Source organism: Micromonospora sp. R77 (genome assembly GCF_022747945.1).
In the GTDB taxonomy this organism is placed as follows: Bacteria; Actinomycetota; Actinomycetes; order Mycobacteriales; family Micromonosporaceae; genus Micromonospora.
On the sequence record NZ_JALDST010000001.1, the window covers coordinates 5054569 to 5072230 of the forward strand.

The 17662-nt window shown below is 74.7% G+C and carries 15 protein-coding genes; 13 read left to right on the forward strand and 2 right to left on the reverse strand.

The genetic code is table 11. The features are described 5' to 3' along the window. Position 1: 1 nt before the first annotated feature. Positions 2-613, reverse strand: coding sequence for a DUF998 domain-containing protein (locus MRQ36_RS23825; protein WP_242798866.1), 612 nt, complete (start codon positions 611-613; stop codon positions 2-4). Positions 614-768: 155 nt separating this feature from the next. On the opposite strand from MRQ36_RS23825, the gene aspS reads away from it, so the two are divergent. The 4 genes from aspS to MRQ36_RS23845 all read left to right on the forward strand — a co-directional run bounded on the left by aspS (position 769) and on the right by MRQ36_RS23845 (position 5495). Further along, entirely contained in the window at positions 769-2574 is a 1806-nt protein-coding gene (gene aspS, locus MRQ36_RS23830) for an aspartate--tRNA ligase (RefSeq protein WP_242798868.1), read from the forward strand. Between the two features lie 110 nt (positions 2575-2684). Then, on the forward strand, positions 2685-3500 hold the full coding sequence (locus MRQ36_RS23835; protein WP_242798870.1) for a sugar nucleotide-binding protein: 816 nt from the start codon (positions 2685-2687) through the stop codon (positions 3498-3500). A gap of 73 nt (positions 3501-3573) precedes the next feature. After that, positions 3574-4173, forward strand: coding sequence for a helix-turn-helix transcriptional regulator (locus MRQ36_RS23840; protein ID WP_242798872.1), 600 nt, complete (start codon positions 3574-3576; stop codon positions 4171-4173). After that, the gene (locus MRQ36_RS23845; RefSeq protein WP_242798874.1) at positions 4170-5495 is read left to right on the forward strand and encodes an MFS transporter; all 1326 of its coding nucleotides are present in this window, start codon (positions 4170-4172) and stop codon (positions 5493-5495) included. The genes MRQ36_RS23840 and MRQ36_RS23845 overlap by 4 nt, the downstream gene beginning before the upstream one ends. Here MRQ36_RS23845 and MRQ36_RS23850 read toward each other — a convergent pair. After that, on the reverse strand, positions 5438-6178 hold the full coding sequence (locus MRQ36_RS23850) for a GNAT family N-acetyltransferase (RefSeq protein ID WP_242798876.1): 741 nt from the start codon (positions 6176-6178) through the stop codon (positions 5438-5440). The genes MRQ36_RS23845 and MRQ36_RS23850 overlap by 58 nt on opposite strands. 135 nt (positions 6179-6313) lie before the next feature. Between MRQ36_RS23850 and MRQ36_RS23855 the strand changes: the two genes are divergently transcribed. The 9 genes from MRQ36_RS23855 (at position 6314) to MRQ36_RS23900 (ending at position 17640) form a co-directional block, all read left to right on the forward strand. Continuing rightward, positions 6314-6535, forward strand: coding sequence for a hypothetical protein (locus tag MRQ36_RS23855; RefSeq protein ID WP_242798879.1), 222 nt, complete (start codon positions 6314-6316; stop codon positions 6533-6535). Positions 6536-6611: 76 nt separating this feature from the next. After that, a complete protein-coding gene (locus MRQ36_RS23860; protein WP_242798881.1) occupies positions 6612-8114 on the forward strand; it encodes a replication-associated recombination protein A in 1503 nt (500 codons plus the stop codon). A 2726-nt stretch (positions 8115-10840) separates the two neighbouring features. Next, positions 10841-11458 (forward strand): hypothetical protein, encoded by a 618-nt coding sequence (locus tag MRQ36_RS23870; protein ID WP_242798883.1) that lies wholly within the window; start codon positions 10841-10843, stop codon positions 11456-11458. A 145-nt stretch (positions 11459-11603) separates the two neighbouring features. Then, a complete protein-coding gene (locus MRQ36_RS23875) occupies positions 11604-12071 on the forward strand; it encodes a DUF948 domain-containing protein (protein ID WP_278187591.1) in 468 nt (155 codons plus the stop codon). 25 nt (positions 12072-12096) lie between these two features. Beyond that, complete coding sequence (locus MRQ36_RS23880; RefSeq protein WP_242798887.1) at positions 12097-12402, forward strand: hypothetical protein; 306 nt, start codon at positions 12097-12099, stop codon at positions 12400-12402. After that, positions 12399-15077 carry an alanine--tRNA ligase gene (gene alaS / locus MRQ36_RS23885; RefSeq protein ID WP_242798889.1) on the forward strand — a complete coding sequence of 893 codons (2679 nt, stop codon included), beginning with the start codon at positions 12399-12401 and terminating at the stop codon, positions 15075-15077. Before MRQ36_RS23880 ends, alaS begins: the two co-directional genes overlap by 4 nt. Positions 15078-15149: 72 nt before the next feature. Then, complete coding sequence (ruvX, locus tag MRQ36_RS23890) at positions 15150-15608, forward strand: Holliday junction resolvase RuvX (RefSeq protein WP_242798891.1); 459 nt, start codon at positions 15150-15152, stop codon at positions 15606-15608. Continuing rightward, complete coding sequence (mltG, locus tag MRQ36_RS23895) at positions 15608-16828, forward strand: endolytic transglycosylase MltG (protein WP_242798893.1); 1221 nt, start codon at positions 15608-15610, stop codon at positions 16826-16828. The genes ruvX and mltG overlap by 1 nt, the downstream gene beginning before the upstream one ends. Continuing rightward, complete coding sequence (locus MRQ36_RS23900) at positions 16825-17640, forward strand: shikimate dehydrogenase (protein WP_242798895.1); 816 nt, start codon at positions 16825-16827, stop codon at positions 17638-17640. The genes mltG and MRQ36_RS23900 overlap by 4 nt, the downstream gene beginning before the upstream one ends. Positions 17641-17662: the final 22 nt, after the last annotated feature.

Genomic DNA, 17662 nt, shown 5'->3' on the forward strand with positions numbered 1-17662 from the left:
GTTAACACCCGGCCTCCAGTGCCCGACGGGGGCGGTGGAGGGCGAGCACGACCAGGAGCGGGCAGATCGCCTCCGCACCGGCGGCCAACCGCTCGGCCAGCCCGACCCGGGGACCACCGGCGATCAGTTCCACCACGAACCAGCCGACCAGCGCCAGCAGCAGCACAGCTGCGGTCGTACCCCCGGACGCAGGGAGGCCGACGGCGCGGTCCGGCGTGCGGCGGCCGAGGACCGCGGCGGCCGGCCAGAGGGCCAGCGCGGTGAAGGCGACCGCGGCGGCGACGCCGTGGCGGTCGAGGAGCCGCCCCCGGCCGGCAGCGGGAACGCGGCGACGCCGACGGTGGCGACGCCGCCGAGCGAGCAGCAGCCGGCCGGCGCGGCGCAGCGGGCGCAGCCCGGCCGCGGTCACGCAGTGGCTCGGCAGACCGAGGCCGAGCAGGGCGGCCGTCCTGATCCAGCGATCGGCGGCGTCGCGCGCGGCGAGCGCGCTGATCGTCCCGGCGACCGGGTCGAAGCCGCCGGGCTGCCGGGCCGCCGCGATGGTCCAGCCGCCGATCAGCATGACCGGCGCGGCGGCGGCGGAGAGCAGGGCCCACGGCGGTACGACGCGCACCGACACACGGTACGGCGCGGTGTCGGTGTTAACAGGGGACCCCTGCTCTACCGGAGGCGTTAACAGGGGGCCCTTCCTTACCCCGCAACCGGGCGGGCGGGGCGGCTGACAGAATGCGGGAGGAAGACGTAGCAGCAGACGAGGAGACGCAAGCCGTGATCCGTACCCACAATGCCGGAAGCCTGCGCGCGGCGGACGCCGGCTCGACGGTGACCCTCGCCGGTTGGGTGGCCCGCCGGCGCGACCACGGCGGTGTCATCTTCGTCGACCTGCGCGACGCCTCCGGCGTGGTGCAGGTGGTCCTGCGCGAGGAGGACGCGCACGCGCTGCGCAACGAGTTCTGTGTGAAGGTCACCGGCGAGGTGACCCGCCGGCCGGCCGGCAACGAGAACCCGGAGCTGCCCACCGGCGAGGTCGAGGTGACCGCCAGCGAGCTGGAGGTGCTCTCCGAGGCGGCCCCGCTGCCGCTGCCGGTCGACGACCAGGTCGAGGCCGGCGACGACATCCGGCTCAAGTACCGCTACCTGGACCTGCGCCGGGGCGGCCCGGCGAAGGCGATGCGGCTGCGCTCGCGGGCCAACCAGCTCGCCCGGGGCGTGCTGCACGAGCGGGACTTCCTGGAGATCGAGACGCCGACGCTCACCCGGTCCACCCCGGAGGGTGCCCGCGACTTCCTGGTCCCGGTCCGCCTGCAGCCCGGCAGTTGGTACGCCCTGCCGCAGTCCCCGCAGCTGTTCAAGCAGCTGCTGATGGTCGGCGGCATGGAGCGGTACTACCAGATCGCCCGCTGCTACCGGGACGAGGACTTCCGCGCCGACCGGCAGCCGGAGTTCACCCAGCTCGACATCGAGATGTCCTTCGTCACCGAGGACGACGTGATCGACCTCGGCGAGGCGATCGTCTCGGCGCTCTGGAAGGACCTGGCCGGGCACGAGATCTCCCGGCCGATCCCGCGCATCACCTGGCACGACGCGATGGCCCGGTACGGCTCCGACAAGCCCGACCTGCGCTACGGCGTCGAGCTGACCGAGCTGACCGACTACCTGCGCGGCACCGAGTTCCGGGTCTTCGCCGGCGCGATCGACGCGGGCGGGTACGTCGGCGCGGTCGTCATGCCGGGCGGCGCGTCCCAGACCCGCAAGGAGCTGGACGGCTGGCAGGACTGGGCCAAGGCGCGTGGCGCGCGGGGCCTGGCGTACGTGGTGCTCGACGCGGAGACCGGCGAGGCGCGGGGACCGGTCGCGAAGAATCTCTCCGCCGAGCACCTGGCCGGGCTGGCCGACGCGGTCGGCGCGAAGCCGGGCGACGCGGTCTTCTTCGCCGCCGGCACCAACACCCGGGAGGCGCAGGAGCTGCTCGGCGCGGCCCGGATCGAGATCGCCAAGCGGGCCAAGCTGGTCGACGAGAGCGCCTGGGCGTTCTGCTGGGTGGTCGACGCGCCGATGTTCGAGCGCACCGACGAGGGCGGCTGGACGGCCGTGCACCACCCGTTCACCTCGCCGAACGCCGAGTGGATGGACCGCTTCGAGGAGGCCCCCGACCGGGCCCTGGCGTACGCGTACGACATCGTCTGCAACGGCAACGAGATCGGCGGCGGCTCCATCCGTATCCACCGGGGCGACGTGCAGCAGCGGGTCTTCGACCTGCTCGGCATCACCCCGGAGGAGGCGCAGGACAAGTTCGGCTTCCTGCTGGAGGCGTTCAAGTACGGCGCCCCGCCGCACGGCGGCATCGCCTTCGGCTGGGACCGGGTCTGCATGCTGCTCGCCGGCGCCGACTCGATCCGGGAGGTCATCGCCTTCCCGAAGACCCGCGGCGGCTTCGACCCGCTGACCGGTGCCCCCACCCCGATCACCGCCCAGCAGCGCACCGAGGCCGGCATCGACGCCAAGCCCAAGGCCGCCGCCGCCCCCCACACCGGCACCGCCGGCCCCGCCGCCCCGGTGGCCGACCCGGTCTAACCCCCACCCGGCCCCGGGCCCTCACCCTGTTGATCAAGAGGTTTGCGTCATGATTCGCCGGCAGGCGTGACGCAAACCTCTTGATCGTTTCTGGGGAGTCGGAGGGTCGGATGGGGACGGTGCTGGTGGTGGGGGCTAGTGGGTTTCTCGGGGCGGAGGTGTGTCGGCAGGCGGTGGGGGGCGGGTGGCGGGTGGTGGGGACGTACCACTCGGCGGCGGTCGCGGTGCCGGGGGTGGAGGCCCGGGGGCTCGACGTCACCGACCGGGCCGCCGTGCGTGCGCTGGTCACCCGGGTACGCCCCGACGCCGTGATCGGCACCCCCTACCGGTACGCCGACTGGGCGGTCACCGCCGACGGGGCGGCGCACGTCGCGTACGCCGCCGCCGAGGTGGGTGCCCGCCTGGTGCACCTGTCCAGCGACGCGCTGCACGCCGGCCGGGACACGCCCTACCTGGACGACGAGCCGCCCACGCCGGTCTTCCCGTACGGGGCGGCCAAGGCGGCGGCGGAGACCGCGGTACGGGCGATCGACCCGGCGGCGGTGCTGGTGCGGACCTCGCTGATCGTGGGGGAGGGGAGCAAGCAGATCCAGCTCTGCCGCGACGCGCTCGCGGGCCGGGCCACCCTCTTCACCGACGAGCTGCGCTGCCCGGTCGACGTGACGGACCTGGCCGCCGCCGTCCTGGAACTGGTGCCCGCCGATTACGCCGGCCCGCTCAACGTGGCCGGCCCGGACACGGTGAGCCGCGCCGAGCTGGGCCTGCTGGTGGCCCGCCGGGAGGGCGTCGACCCGGCCGGGATGAGGACCAGCACCGGCACCGCCGCAGGGGCGTCACGCCCCACCGAGGTACGCCTCGACTCCCGCCGCGCCGCCGGCCTGCTCCGCACCCGGCTGCGCGGCGTCCGCGAACTCCTCGCCCGCTGACCGGTCCACCCGCCGCTGTCGAATCTTGCACACTTCTTGTGCACACAAAGTGTGCACAGATATTGTGCATGGCATGGAGAGTTCCACACCGGAGAGCCGGCGGGCGCTGCGCGAGGTCCGCATCGACCACCGCCAGGTGCGGGTGCTGGCCCACCCGCTGCGCCTACGACTGGTCGGCGCGCTGCGGGTGCACGGGCCGGCCACCGCCACCACCCTCGCCCAGCTGCTCGACACCAACACCGGTGCCACCAGCTATCACCTCCGGCAGCTCGCCGACGTCGGCCTCGTCGTCGAGGACCCCGACCGGGGCACCGGCCGGCAGCGCTGGTGGCGGGCCGCCCACGACGTCACCAACTGGGAGCCGACCGACTTCGACGACGATCCCGACGCCCGGGCCGCCATCGAGTGGATCCAGGGCGACCAGGTACGCCTGCTCGTCGAACACGCCGAGCGCTGGTTCGCGGTCCAGCACGAGTGGTCACCCGCCTGGCGGGACGCCCTCGGCATGGGCGACGCCTTCCTGACCATCTCGCCGGCCCGGCTCGAGGCGCTCAAGGCGGAGCTGTGGCAGGTCCTGGAGCGCTACCGGGCCGAGCCGGATCCCGCCGCGTCGGACGCCACGTCGGTGCAGCTCTTCCTCGCCGCGTACCCACTGCTGAAGGGACGGCCGTGAGCGCCCTGTCCGGACGCCAGGTCCGGTTTCGCTACCTCACCCTGTACGGCCTGCGCTGGCTGCCCACCGGCCTGATGATCCCCGTGATGATCCTGCTGATGCAGGAGCGCGGCCTGTCGCTCACCCAGATCGGCCTGGTCAGCACCGCCCAGGGCCTGATCGTGCTGGCGCTGGAACTGCCGACCGGTGGCCTCGCCGACGCGCTCGGCCGCAAGCCGGTGCTGGTGACCGCCTGGATGGTGTGCCTCGTCTCGCTGGCCGTCTTCGCGGTGGCCGACTCGTTCTGGCTCTTCTTCCTGTCCTGGGCCCTGCAGGGCGTCTACCGCGCGCTGGACAGCGGCCCCCTGGAGTCCTGGTACGTCGACGCCACCCTCGCCGCCGACCCGGACGCCGGCTACGAGCGCGGCCTCGGCCACGCCGGCACCGTCATCGGCGTCGCCATCGGCGCGGGCGCCCTGCTCAGCGGTGGCCTGATCGCGCTCGGCCCGGTCGGACCGGTCAGCGCGCTCACCCTGCCCGTGCTGGTCGCCATCGCCCTCCAGGCGGTGGCCCTGGTCGCCGTGCTCGCCCTGCTGGTCGAGGTCCGGCCGGCCCGGGGCGCCGGTGCGCTGCGCGCCTCGGTCGCCGAGGCGCCCCGGATGGTCGGTCAGGCGGTCGGGCTGCTGCGCCGCAACCGGGTGCTGCTCGCCCTGGTCTGCGTCGAGCTGTTCTGGGGCTTCGGGATGGTCACCTTCGAGTCGCTGCTGCCGCTGCGGCTCGCCGAGGCGGTCGGCGACGCCGACCGGGCCGCGGTGCTGCTCGGGCCGGCCAGCTCGGTGGCCTGGCTGGCGAACGCGGCCGGCGCCGCCCTGACCCCGCTGCTGCTGCGCCGGGTCGGCGCGGCGCCCGCCGCCGCGCTGATGCGGATCCTGCAGGGTGCGACCGTGGTCGGGATGGGGCTCCTCGCCGGCCCGGTCGGCGTGCTGGTGGCCTACCTGGCCTGCTACGCCGTGCACGGCGCGTCCAACCCGCTGCACGCCGGGCTGCTGCACCGCCAGGTCGACGGGCCGTACCGGACCAGCGTGCTCTCGCTGAACTCGATGATGGCCCAGCCTGCCGGGGCGCTCGGCATGGTCGTGCTGGCCGCCGTGGCCGACCGCACCAGCGTCAGTGTCGCCATGGTCGTCGGCGCGGTGGTGCTCGCCCTGGCCGCCCCGCTCTACCTGCCGGCCTGGCGGGCGGGCCGGACCGCGACCGCCGACCGCAGCGGTACGCCCCCGGGCGCTCAGCCCAGCCGGACCGAGGTGCGCGGCTCGGTGCCGGTGAAGCCGAGCCCACGGTAGAGCCGGAGCGCGCCGACGTTGTCGGTGTAGACGCCGAGCGCCACGTGGTCGTACCGGGCGAACAGCGCCCGGGTCATCCCGGCGGTCAGCGCCGCGCCGAGGCCCCGGCCCCGCCGGTCGGTCGCCACGGTCAGGCCGGCCAGGAAGCCGATGTCGCCCCGGCTGCGGTCCGCCCCGCAGGCCACCAGGCGGTCGCCGTCGCGGATGCCGTACCAGTCGACGATCCCGGGATCGCCCGGCCGGGAGGTGCTGGTGGGGAACGACTCCTCGATCAGTGCGGCGAGGGCGGGGTGGTCGGCCGCACCGAGGCGGACCACCCGGTCCTCCTCCGGCGGTGGCGGCGGGGGTGCGGTCGTCCACCGGAACTCCCACTGGTCGAGCCGGTCGACGGTCAACCGGCCGGCCAGCTCCTCCGCCGAGGTGCCGGGCAGGTGCAGCCGTCGGCCCGGGCGGAGCGTCCCGTCCGCCAGGAGGGCGGCGAACAGGTCAACCGCCGGGCCGGCCGCACCCAGCGCCGCGCCCGCCGGTCCCTGATCCGGCGCGATCAGCCAGGCCACCGTCCCGTCCCGGCGCCAGCCGTGCGCCGCGCGGTCGCGCCGGAGCGCGTGCCGGGCGTACGGGTGGTGTCCGGTGGCCGCCAGCAGGGCCGCCGGTCCGGTGAGGACCTGGTCGACGGTGATCATGTCGTCAGCCTAGAACGGTCCGGACCTGGCCGGTGCGGCCGCCGGAACCTGCCGTTCCACGGTGGAGATTGACGAACAGACCGATTGGGTACATCAGCGCCGACCCACTGGTAACCCCCACCGGAGGATACGAAAATGCTCGCCATTCTCGCGGCCGTCGTGTTCGGCTTCGCGCTGCTCATCGACTTCCTCAACACCAACTTCGGCGCGCCGGATCTGTTCAACACGCACACCCTCATGCTGATCGGCTTCCTGCTGCTCTCGCTCTACCTGGCCGGCGTCGGCTCCGGCCCGCGCGGCGGTGGCGGCGGTGGCGGTGGCCGCTGGTACCGGGGCCGTCGTCCCGGTCGCGGCTGACCGGAAAAGACCATCCCGGGCCCGGCCCGCGGCGCGATTCCGGCGTCGCGGACCGGGCCCGGTACTGTCTTCGGTGATGGAATCCGACGCCCTCTTCACCCTCGGCGGACCCGCCGGCGCGCCCGGCGCCGCCGCGGGTCCCGCCGGTGTCGACGGCCTCACCGCCCCCGGCGAGGACTCCCCGCTGCCCGTCCGGATGCGGCCCGCCTCCCTCGACGAGCTGGTCGGGCAGGGCCACCTGCTCGCCCCCGGCGCGCCGCTGCGTCAGCTGGTCGGCGGCGACGCGCCCATGTCGGTGATCCTCTGGGGGCCGCCGGGCAGCGGCAAGACCACCATCGCGCACCTGGTCGCGCGGGCCACCGACCGCCGGTTCGTCGCCATGTCGGCGCTCTCCGCCGGGGTGAAGGACGTCCGGGCGGTGATCGACACCGCGCGGCGGCAGCGGCGCGCGGGCGGGCCGCCGACCGTGCTCTTCATCGACGAGGTGCACCGGTTCAGCAAGACCCAGCAGGACTCGCTGCTGGCCGCCGTCGAGGACCGGACCGTGACCCTGCTCGCGGCGACCACCGAGAACCCGTACTTCTCGGTCATCTCGCCGCTGCTGTCCCGGTGTGTGCTGCTCACCCTGCAGCCGCTGGACGACGACGCCGTCCGTGGCCTGCTGCGCCGGGCGGTCGCCGACGAACGCGGGCTGCGGGGCGCGCTCACCCTGGCCACCGACGCCGAGGACCACCTGGTCCGGCTGGCCGCCGGTGACGTCCGTAAGGCGCTGACCGCGCTGGAGGCCGCCGCGGCCACCGCGACGGCGCTCGGCACCGGCCGGATCGACCTGGCCACCGCCGAGCGGGCGGTCGACGTGGCCGCCGTGCGCTACGACCGGGACGGCGACGCGCACTACGACGTGACCAGCGCGTTCATCAAGAGCATGCGCGGCTCGGACGTCGACGCCGCGCTGCACTGGCTGGCCCGGATGCTGGTCGCCGGGGAGGACGCCCGGTTCATCGCCCGCCGGCTCGTGATCTTCGCCAGCGAGGACGTCGGGATGGCCGACCCGACCGCGCTCCAGGTCGCCACCGCCGCCGCCCACGCCGTGGAGTACGTCGGTCTGCCCGAGGTGCAGCTCAACCTCGCCCAGGCCGTGATCCACCTGGCCACCGCCCCGAAGTCCAACTCGGCCACCACCGCCATCGGCGCGGCCATCGCCGACGTACGGGCCGGACGGGGCGGGCCGGTGCCCCGTGGCCTGCGGGACGCGCACTACGCCGGCGCCCGGGGGCTCGGGCACGGCGCCGGCTATCGCTACCCGCACGACGACCACCGGGGTGTGGTCACCCAGCAGTACGCTCCGGACGACCTCGTCGGGACCGACTACTACGAGCCCAGCGGACACGGCGCCGAGCGGTCGGTGGCCACCCGCCTGCCGTTGCTGCGCCGTATCGTCCGGGGGCTGCCCACGCCGACCGTCCGCGCGGAGGCACCCGCGCCGGCCACCGTGAACGGTCGTCGCCCGGCAGGCACCGAACAGGTCAGCGCGGCGGATGAGGGCGGCAGCGACGCCGTCGAGGAGGGGCAGCAGTGATGGCGCGTGGTCCGGAGCGACCCGAGGACGGTGCCGACGAGCGGCGCGACTCCCGTGCCAAGGGCCGCCGGTGGGGGCGGGGCAAGGCGGACCCCGAACCCGGGGAAGCCGCCGTCGGCGAGGAGTTCGGCTGGATCGACGACCTCCGTACCGCCAAGCAGGAGCGCGCCGACCTCGGCCCCGGCGGAGCGCCAGGACCGGTCCCGCCCCGGGGCGCGGTCCCACCCGGCCCCGGGCCGCGCCCGGCGCCGACCCGGCACGGCCGCCGCGTCCGGGATCCGGGCCACCGCCCGGTGCCGTCCGCCCGGACGGCCCGCCCGTCCACCGGGACGCGCCCGCCGGCCCGGCCGTCCCACCGAACCGCCGGGGTACGGCGGAACCGATCGCCCGGCCCCGCCCCGTCGACGGGCCGTGGCCCGGCTCGCCCGAGGCGCCACCCGTCCGTCGTCCCCGGGACGGGCCACCCCAGCAGTCCCGTCCGCCCCGGCGCCCGGCTGACGGACCCACCGGCCAGCACGCTCCCGTCGCCCCTTCCCCGACCGGCCAGCACGGCCGGGCCGGCGCGCCGGAAGGACAGCCGCGGCCGGCACAGCCTGGTGTCGCGGCATCCGGTGACCGACCCGGAACGGCGCGACCCGCGGGCGGCTGGCCCGCGGCGCCGGCAGCCGGATCACGTCCCGGCCCGCAGCCCGGCCCGGCCGGCCGAGGCCACGCCGACGGACCCGGCGTGGCCGGTGCGGGGCGCCCCGGTTCCCGACGGCACCGATCCCGCCGGCCGCGCGGTCCCCGGAATGGGCCGGGGCGGCAGCGACACCGAGGGTCCCGCGCCGTCGCAGCGGCCCGGCCGACACCGCCCCCGACCCTCGTGCCACGCCGCCCGCCCCCGGTCCCCGCGCCACGCCGCCCGCCGCCGGTCGCCCGGGCGCCGACCCGAGAGCCGCGTCGCCGCGTGTCCCGGGCGGTGACCCGGAGCCGGGCCGCCGCCGGGGGCCGGCCGGGCCGCCGGACCCGGTGACCGGCACCGGAGCGGTACCGACGGTGCCCGGCCCGACCGGAGCCGGGCCCGTGCCGCCGCCTGCCGGTCGCCGCCGGGCCGGGGAGCCGGTCGTGCCCGTCGTGCCGAGGAGCGGCAACACCGGCTCGGTGCCGGTGAGCGGCAACGCGCCGCCGGTGCCCGGCGGTGGCGCCGCGGTACCCGTGCCGAGGAGCGGCAACGCGCCGCCGGTGCCCGGCAGCGCGCCGCCGCCGGTGGCGAACGGCAACCCCCCGCCCGCCCCGGAGGGCCGTGGCGTCCGGACGCCGAACGCGGACCCGTCCACCGGTCGTCGCCCCGGGCCGGGCCCGGACGCGCCGGTCGGCCGCCGCGCCGCCGCGCCGGCCACGCCGGAGACCACCGGCGGACGGCACGAGACCGGCGACACCAGGAGCAACCGACCGGAGCGGCCGGCGGACTGGCTGCGCCAGGCCGGCCGTGGTCACCACAGCGACCCCGCCCCGCCGGCGGCACCCGCCGGTCCGCCTCCCGGCGACCGACGCGCGACCCCGACCGGACCGGCCGGCGTTGCCGTGCCACCCGGATCGGCCGCCGGCGCCCGGGGTGCCGCCCGGCCCGGAGCCGCGCCGCCTCCGGGCCCCGGCGTGCCCCCCGCCGGCACCGGGACCGACCTGCCGCCCGTCCGCCGGGGCGCGTCCGCGCCCACCGGCCGGCCACCCGCCCCGGACCGACCCGGTGTCGACACGCCACGACCCGGCGCGGCCGGTGCGGCGCCCCGCCGGGCGTCGTACGGCGTGAGCCCGACGGGCCGGTGCGCGGCTCCGCCCGTCCCGGTCCCGCCCCGGGCGGACCCGGCGCGGGCGCCGGCCGGTCCGGTCTCGACGGCCCGGCGCGCGGCGCGGCCCGGCCGGCCCCCGACGGCCCGGGGCGAGGCGGGCGTCGGCCTCGGCGTCCCCCCGCCCGGCACCCCCGGCCCGGCCCCGACGGACCTCCGCGCGCAGCCCGGCCCGACGTCGACGGACCTCCGCGCGCAGCCCGGCCCGGCCCCGACGGACCTCCGCGCGCAGCCCGGCCCGACGTCGACGGGCCTCCGCGCGGCACGGCCCGACCCGGCCCCGACGGGCCCTCGCGCGGCACGACCGGACCCGACGTCGACGGACCTCCGCGTGGCGCGGTCCGACCCGGCCCGGACGGGGCTCCGCGCGCAGCCCGGTCCGAGAGCGACGCGCCTCCGCGCGGCACGGTCCGCCCCGGCGTCGACGGATCTCCGCGCCAGGCCGGCCCGTCGGGCCCCGACGGACCGGTGCCCGGCCCGGCCCGGCCCGGCCCGGACGGGCCGGCGCGGGGCGCGGCACACCCAGGGGTGCGGCCGGACGGCCCGCTGCCCGGCGGCCCGGGCGAGGGGCCCGGCGGCCCGGACGCCGACGCGCGTACCGGTGGGCGGCCGGGGTGGCCCGGGCCGCCGCCGCGGTCGCCCGTCCCGCCGTCGGACCCGACGAACGGGTCACCGGCCGGGTGACCCCGCAACGGGCCGAGGCGGACGGGCCGACACCCGCGCCCTGGTCGTCCGGCTGCGCCGGCGGTGGCGCGTGCGGCCGTCGTACCCCGCCGGAGCCGGCGGGGCCGCGGCCGAAACGGCCGACGGACCGGCGCTGCGCCGGGCCGAGCAGGAACCGGCGGAGCCCGCCGCCGGCGGTGGCCTGCGGGCGCCCGGTCGGAGCTGCGCCGGCAGATGCGTGCCCGGCGGCGGCTCCGGATGGGCATCCTCGCGCTGGTCAGCCTGGTGCTGCTCGGCGCGGTACCGCTCTACTTCGGCATCCGCACGCTCGCCCGGGATCCGGTCTTCGACAACCTCGACGCGCTCGACGTGCCGGGCTGGGCGGCGGTGAAGACCGTCGACAACGTCAGCGGCAGCCGCTGGTGCCTGCAGGACTGCCGGCTGCGGGAGCGCACCGTCGAGTCGGAGCGGTCCGCGAAGGAGACCGGCCCGGTGTACGAGCGGGCCCTCGTCGCCGACGGCTGGCGACGCTGGAAGGTGGGCCGCTGCCCGGAGCAGCCGGCCAAGGGCAGCTACACCTGCTGGCGGCGCGACGAGCTCACCCTCGACCTGTGGGTACGCGACCCGACCTGCGCCCTGCCGCCGGTGAACGGTCAACCGGCGCCCTCTCCCGCGCCGTCGCCCGCAGCGGGGAAGTGCACCGGGTCGTTGGTGTCGGTGAAGGTGCGCAACGCGATCGACGACGAGCGGACCCGACCACAGCCGAGCACCGACCCGTCACTCACCGGTGAGGATCCGTTCCCCACCCTCACCGATGATCCACTCGGCGAGTTGACACGCTCACCGTCGTGAGCCGCTTTCCATCACGGACGGTAGGGTCTGGGGCTGGTGGGCCGTCCGCGCCCGCCGACCGGTGGTGGGTCGGCGTGCGGCGCAGCGGACAGGACGGTCGCCGCATCACGGGGCGTCGGGCCCCGGGACACTGCTTGAGGAGGACATGGGCGTGAGTGGTGGAGAGATCGCTTGGCTGATCCTGGCCGGCGCGTTCCTGATGCTGGTGCTCGTGCTGGCGGTGCCGATCCTGCGGCTGCGGCACACCGTGGACGCGACGACCCGCATGATCAACGACCTGAACGACCGCACCACGCCGTTGCTCGGTGACGTCAACACGACGGTGAAGAACGTCAACGTCGCGCTGGAGCAGGTGCAGACCTCCCTGGACGGGGTGAACCTCCAGCTCGCCAAGGTTGACACCATGACCACCCACGCGCAGAACGTCACGGCCAACGTGGCCAACCTGGCCACCGTGGTCTCCGCCGCCGCGGCGAACCCGCTGGTGAAGGTGGCCGCCTTCGGCTACGGCGTACGCCGGGCCGCCTCGGCCCGCCGGCACGCCGAGACCGAGCGTGAGGTGCGCGACACCATCAAGTCCCAGCGCCGGGCCGCCAAGCGCGGCAACGGTTGAGCCGCGACGACCGGGAGGATCGATCATGAGGCGGTTGTTCTGGCTCGGCATCGGGCTGGCGGTGGGCGTGCTGGTGGTCCGCAAGGCGACCCGGACCGCGCAGGCGTACACGCCGGCCGGCATCGCCAGCGGGCTGTCGGAATCCGCTGGCGGCCTCGTCGAGTCGCTGCGTAGCTTCGTGGAGGACGTCCGGATCGGGATGGCCGAACGCGAGCAGGAGATCCACGAGGCCTTCGCCCGCGGCGAGGCGTTCGACGACCAGTTCGCCGAGCTGCGGGAGGACCCGCGTATCGGCGACCGAGAGATTTTCCCGGAGGAGCACCAGCGATGAAGACGGCGGAGATCAAGCGGCGGTACCTCGCGCACTTCGAGGCGAACGGCCATGCCGTGGTGCCGTCCGCTCCGCTGCCCGCCATCAGTGACCCGAACCTGCTCTTCGTCAACGCCGGCATGGTGCAGTTCGTGCCCTACTTCCTGGGTCAGCAGACCGCGCCGTACTCCCGCGCGGTCAGCGTCCAGAAGTGCATCCGCACCCCGGACATCGACGAGGTCGGCAAGACCAGCCGGCACGGCACGTTCTTCCAGATGAACGGCAACTTCTCCTTCGGCGACTACTTCAAGGACGGGGCGATCCCGCTCGCCTGGGACCTGGTCACCAAGCCGGTCGAGGCGGGCGGCTTCGGGCTGGACGCGGAGCGGATCTGGCCGACCGTCTACCACGACGACGACGAGGCGTTCCAGATCTGGCGGTCGGTGGGCGTACCGGCCGAGCGGATCGTGCGGCGGGGCAAGAAGGACAACTTCTGGTCGATGGGCATTCCCGGCCCGGCCGGCCCCTGCTCGGAGCTGTTCTACGACCGTGGCCCGGAGTACGGTCGCGCCGGTGGTCCGGAGGTCGACGAGGACCGCTACATGGAGTTCTGGAACCTCGTCTTCATGCAGTACGACATCGCCGACGTCCGCAGCAAGGAGGAGTTCCGGATCGTCGGTGAGCTGCCGGCGAAGAACATCGACACCGGCATGGGCCTGGAGCGGATGGCCTCCATCCTGCAGGGCGTCGACAACCTCTACGAGATCGACGAGGTCCGCCCGATCCTGGACCGGGCCGCCGAGCTGACCGGCAAGCGGTACGGCGCCCACTCCGGCCACGTGGCCAGCGAGTCGCACCCGGACGACGTCCGGCTGCGGGTGATCGCCGACCACGTGCGGACCGCGCTGATGCTGATCGGCGACGGGGTCACCCCGTCGAACGAGGGCCGGGGCTACGTGCTGCGCCGGATCATGCGCCGGGCGATCCGCGCGGTCCGGCTGCTGGGCTACCAGGACCGGGCGCTGCCCGAGCTGCTGCCGGTGGCCCGGGACTGCATGGCCCCGTCGTACCCGGAGCTGGCCGAGGAGTTCGGCCGGATCTCCCAGTACGCGTACGCGGAGGAGGACGCGTTCCTCGCCACCCTGCGGGCGGGCACCACGATCCTGGACACCGCGATCGCGGAGACCAAGTCGTCGGGTCGGCCGGCGATCTCCGGTGACAAGGCGTTCCAGCTGCACGACACGTACGGCTTCCCGATCGACCTGACCCTGGAGATCGCGGCCGAGCAGGGGCTCCAGGTCGACGCGGAGGGCTTCCGCCGGCTGATGGCCGACCAGCGCAGCCGGGCCAAGGCGGACGCGCGGGCGCGCAAGACGGGGCACACCGACGTGTCGGCGTACCGGTCGGTGCTGGAATCCGGCGGCGCGGTCGAGTTCACCGGCTACACCGAGCTGAACCGGGAGTCCCGGGTGCGGGCGCTGCTCTCCGGCGGCGCGACGGTCGGCGCGGCGGTCGAGGGCGACACCGTCGAGCTGGTGCTGGACACCACCCCGTTCTATGCCGAGGGCGGCGGCCAGCAGCCCGACCAGGGCCTGATCACGGTCGGCGGCGGCCAGGTCGAGGTCTTCGACGTGCAGCAGCCGGTGCCGGGGCTGATCGTGCACCGGGCCCGGGTGCTCCGGGGCGAGGTGCGTGCCGGCGAGACCGGGTACGCCGAGATCGACGTGTCCCGGCGGCGGGCGATCTCCCGCTCGCACACCGCCACCCACCTGGTGCACCAGACCATGCGCAACTTCCTCGGCGAGTCGGCGACCCAGGCGGGTTCGCTGAACGCGCCGGGCCGGCTGCGGTTCGACTTCAACACCCCGACCGGGGTGGCGCCGAGCGTGCTGCACGACGTGGAGCAGCAGGTCAACGAGGTGCTGCTGGCCGACATGGAGGTGCACGCCTTCATCACCACACAGGAGGAGGCCCGCCGGATCGGCGCGATGGCCCTGTTCGGCGAGAAGTACGGCGAGCGGGTCCGGGTCGTCGAGGTCGGCGACTACGCCCGCGAGCTGTGCGGCGGCACGCACGTGGCCCGGTCGGCGCAGCTCGGCCTGGTGAAGATCCTCTCCGAGGCGTCGGTCGGCTCGGGCGTACGCCGGATCGAGGCGCTGGTCGGCATGGACGCCTTCGGCTTCCTGGCCCGGGAGCACCTGCTGGTGTCCCGGCTGGCGGAGCTGTTCCGGGTGCCCGGCGAGCAGGTGGCCGACCGGGTGGAGCAGACCGTCACCCAGCTCCGCGACGCGGAGAAGGAGCTGGAGAAGCTCCGCGCCCAGCTGGTGCTGGGCGGTGCGGCGGCGCTCGCGGCGCAGGCGAAGGACGTGCACGGGGTCGCGTACGTCGGCACCGAGGCGCCCGAGGGCGCGGCCGGCAACGACGTGCGGACCCTCGCGCAGGAGATCCGGGGCCGGATCGACCCGGCGCGGCCGGCGGTGGTGGCCGTGGCGGCCCGGGCCAACGGGAAGGCCTCCCTGGTGGTGGCCGTCAACCAGGCGGCCCGGAGCCGGGGAGTGACCGCGAAGGACCTGGTCAAGGCGGCCTTCTCGGGCCGGGGTGGTGGCAGCGACGACCTGGCCCAGGGTGGTGGCCTGCCCGCGGCGGAAGCGCCGAAGCTGCTGCTCACCGTGGAGAAGGCGATCGCCGAGGCGTGATGACGCACCAGCAGGTGCCAGGGCGGACCGACCCGGTCCGCCCTGGCCCCGTTCACGGGAGATGTCCGACAGATGGTTGAGTTGTCCCGTGGTGTCCGGCTCGGCGTGGACGTCGGTCAGGTCCGGGTGGGCGTGGCCCGGTCCGATCCGCACGGCATCCTGGCCACCCCGCTGGTCACCCTGGCCCGGGACCTGACCGCCGAGCCCGACGCGGTGCCCGCCGACATGGCGCAGCTGGTGGACCTGATAGCGGAGCACGAAGCGGTGGAGGTCGTCCTCGGCCTTCCGGTCAACCTCGCCGGCAGACACGGGCCTGCGGCGGCACATGTGTCGGCGTACGCTGCCCGACTGGCCGATGTAATAGCGCCGGTTCCGGTGACGCTGACGGACGAGAGGATGTCGACCGTCGTGGCGAGTCGTAGGCTGGCCGAACGGGGCGTCCGGGGAAAGCGCCAACGGGCGGTGGTCGACCAGGCCGCCGCCGTGGAGATTCTGCAGAGCTGGCTGGACGCGCAGCGGAGGCGGACCTGATGATCGACGATCTGGATCTGGGATTCGACGAGCCGGAGAGGGGGGAGAAGGGCCGGCATCGCCGTGGCGCCGTCAACAAGCGCAACGGCAAGTCCGGCGGCCGGGGCAAGACGATCTTCGCCCTGCTGATGGCCCTGGTCCTGCTGGGCGGCATCGGTGGCGTCGGTTATGTCGGCTTCGACCGGATCCGCAACCACTTCGTCACCCCGGACTACGACGGTCCCGGCACCGGTGAGGCGATGGTCGAGGTGAAGGCCGGCGACACGCTCACCGACATCGGCAACTCCCTCTACGACGCCGGTGTGGTGAAGAGCACCAAGGCCTTCATCGAGGCCGCCGACGCGAACTCCCGCAGCAAGAACATCCAGGTCGGGCGGTACAAGGTCCGCAAGCAGATGAAGGCCGCGGACGTGATCCCGCTGATGCTCGACCCGAAGAGCCGGATCGTCAACGGGGTGACCATCCCCGAGGGCACGATCAGCCTGGCGATCTACGACATCCTCTCCAAGCAGACCAAGATCCCGGTGGCCGACTTCAAGGCCGCCGCGAAGGATCCGGTCGCGCTGGGGGTGCCGGAGTTCTGGTTCAAGCGCAACGACGGCAAGAAGAGCGCGAAGAGCGTCGAGGGCTTCCTCTTCCCGGCCACCTACGAGATCCCGCCGAAGGCCACCGCCGAGCAGATCCTGAAGATGATGGTGGCGCAGTTTCTCGCCGTCACCCAGCAGATGAACTTCGTCGACAAGGCGCAGCAGGAGCGGAAGATCTCCCCGTACGAGGCGCTGATCACCGCGTCCATCGCCCAGGCCGAGTCGGTCAACCACGAGGACATGCCGAAGGTCGCCCGGGTGATCTACAACCGGGTCTACACCGACAAGTACCACTGCAAGTGCCTGGAGATCGACAGCGCGATCAACTACTGGCTGCGGATCCAGGGCAAGGACCCCAAGGACTCGGATGTCATTAAGCAGTCCGAGATCAACGACCCGAAGAACCCGTACCGCACACACGGCGTCGATGGGCTGACCATTACCCCGATCAGCAACCCGGGTGAGGAAGCGCTCAAGGGCGCGGTGAACCCGCCGGCCGGGGACTGGATCTACTTCATGACCATCGACCAGAAGGGCACGATGGGCTACGGCAGTAACGATGCCGAGTACATCAAGCTCCGGAAGACGATGTGCACCAACAAGGTGTTGACCGGGGAGAACTGCCGATTTTGAGAGCCGCCGTCGTCGGTAAGCCGATCGCCCACTCGCTCTCCCCGGTGATCCACACCGCCGGCTATGCGGCGGCCGGGCTGACCGGGTGGTCGTACACCCGGATCGAGTGCGGGGAGTCGGAGCTCGCCGGCCTGGTCGCCGGCCTGGGCCCGGAGTGGGCCGGGCTGTCGGTGACCATGCCGGGCAAGGAGGCGGCGCTCGCGCTCGCCGACGAGGTCTCGCCGGTCGCCGCCGCCGTCGGGGCCGCCAACACGCTGGTACGCCGCCCCGACGGCACCTGGTACGCGGACAACACCGACGTCGCCGGCATGGTGGACGTGCTGAGCGCCGCCGGGGTGGCGACCGGGGCGACGGTCACCGTGCTCGGCGCGGGCGGCACCGCGCGGGCGGCGCTCGCGGCGGCGGCCCGGCTCGGTGCCGCCGAGGTGACCGTGGTGGCCCGCCGGCCGGAGGCGTGCGAGGAACTGTTGCCGGTGGCCCGCGCCGTCGGGGTGCCCCTCGCCCCGGCCGCCTGGGACGACGCTCCCGCGCACGCCCGGGCCGACGTGGTGATCTCCACCGTGCCGAAGGGCGTCGCCGACCCGCTCGCCGAGAACTTCGACTGGCGACCGGACACGGTCTTCTTCGACGCGCTCTACGACCCGTGGCCGACGCCGCTGGCCGCCGCGGCCCTCGCCGCCGGCTGCCGGGTGGTCTCCGGGCTGGACCTGCTGCTGGCCCAGGCGGTCGGGCAGTTCGCGCAGTTCACCGGAGTGGACCCGCCGGTGGAGGCGATGCGCGCCGCGCTGGTGGCCGCCCGTCGCACCGACTGACCGCGGTGCACCGGCATCCGCC

Excerpts from the sequence above, each read along its gene's own strand:
- MRQ36_RS23835 (WP_242798870.1), top strand. The coding sequence starts at position 2,685 with ATGGGGACGGTGCTGGTGGTGGGGGCTAGTGGGTTTCTCGGGGCGGAG.
- MRQ36_RS23840 (WP_242798872.1), top strand. The coding sequence starts at position 3,574 with ATGGAGAGTTCCACACCGGAGAGCCGGCGGGCGCTGCGCGAGGTCCGC.
- MRQ36_RS23850 (WP_242798876.1), bottom strand. The coding sequence starts at position 6,178 with ATGATCACCGTCGACCAGGTCCTCACCGGACCGGCGGCCCTGCTGGCG.
- MRQ36_RS23855 (WP_242798879.1), top strand. The coding sequence starts at position 6,314 with ATGCTCGCCATTCTCGCGGCCGTCGTGTTCGGCTTCGCGCTGCTCATC.
- MRQ36_RS23860 (WP_242798881.1), top strand. The coding sequence starts at position 6,612 with ATGGAATCCGACGCCCTCTTCACCCTCGGCGGACCCGCCGGCGCGCCC.
- MRQ36_RS23870 (WP_242798883.1), top strand. The coding sequence starts at position 10,841 with ATGCGTGCCCGGCGGCGGCTCCGGATGGGCATCCTCGCGCTGGTCAGC.
- MRQ36_RS23875 (WP_278187591.1), top strand. The coding sequence starts at position 11,604 with ATGGGCGTGAGTGGTGGAGAGATCGCTTGGCTGATCCTGGCCGGCGCG.
- MRQ36_RS23880 (WP_242798887.1), top strand. The coding sequence starts at position 12,097 with ATGAGGCGGTTGTTCTGGCTCGGCATCGGGCTGGCGGTGGGCGTGCTG.
- alaS (WP_242798889.1), top strand. The coding sequence starts at position 12,399 with ATGAAGACGGCGGAGATCAAGCGGCGGTACCTCGCGCACTTCGAGGCG.
- ruvX (WP_242798891.1), top strand. The coding sequence starts at position 15,150 with ATGGTTGAGTTGTCCCGTGGTGTCCGGCTCGGCGTGGACGTCGGTCAG.
- mltG (WP_242798893.1), top strand. The coding sequence starts at position 15,608 with ATGATCGACGATCTGGATCTGGGATTCGACGAGCCGGAGAGGGGGGAG.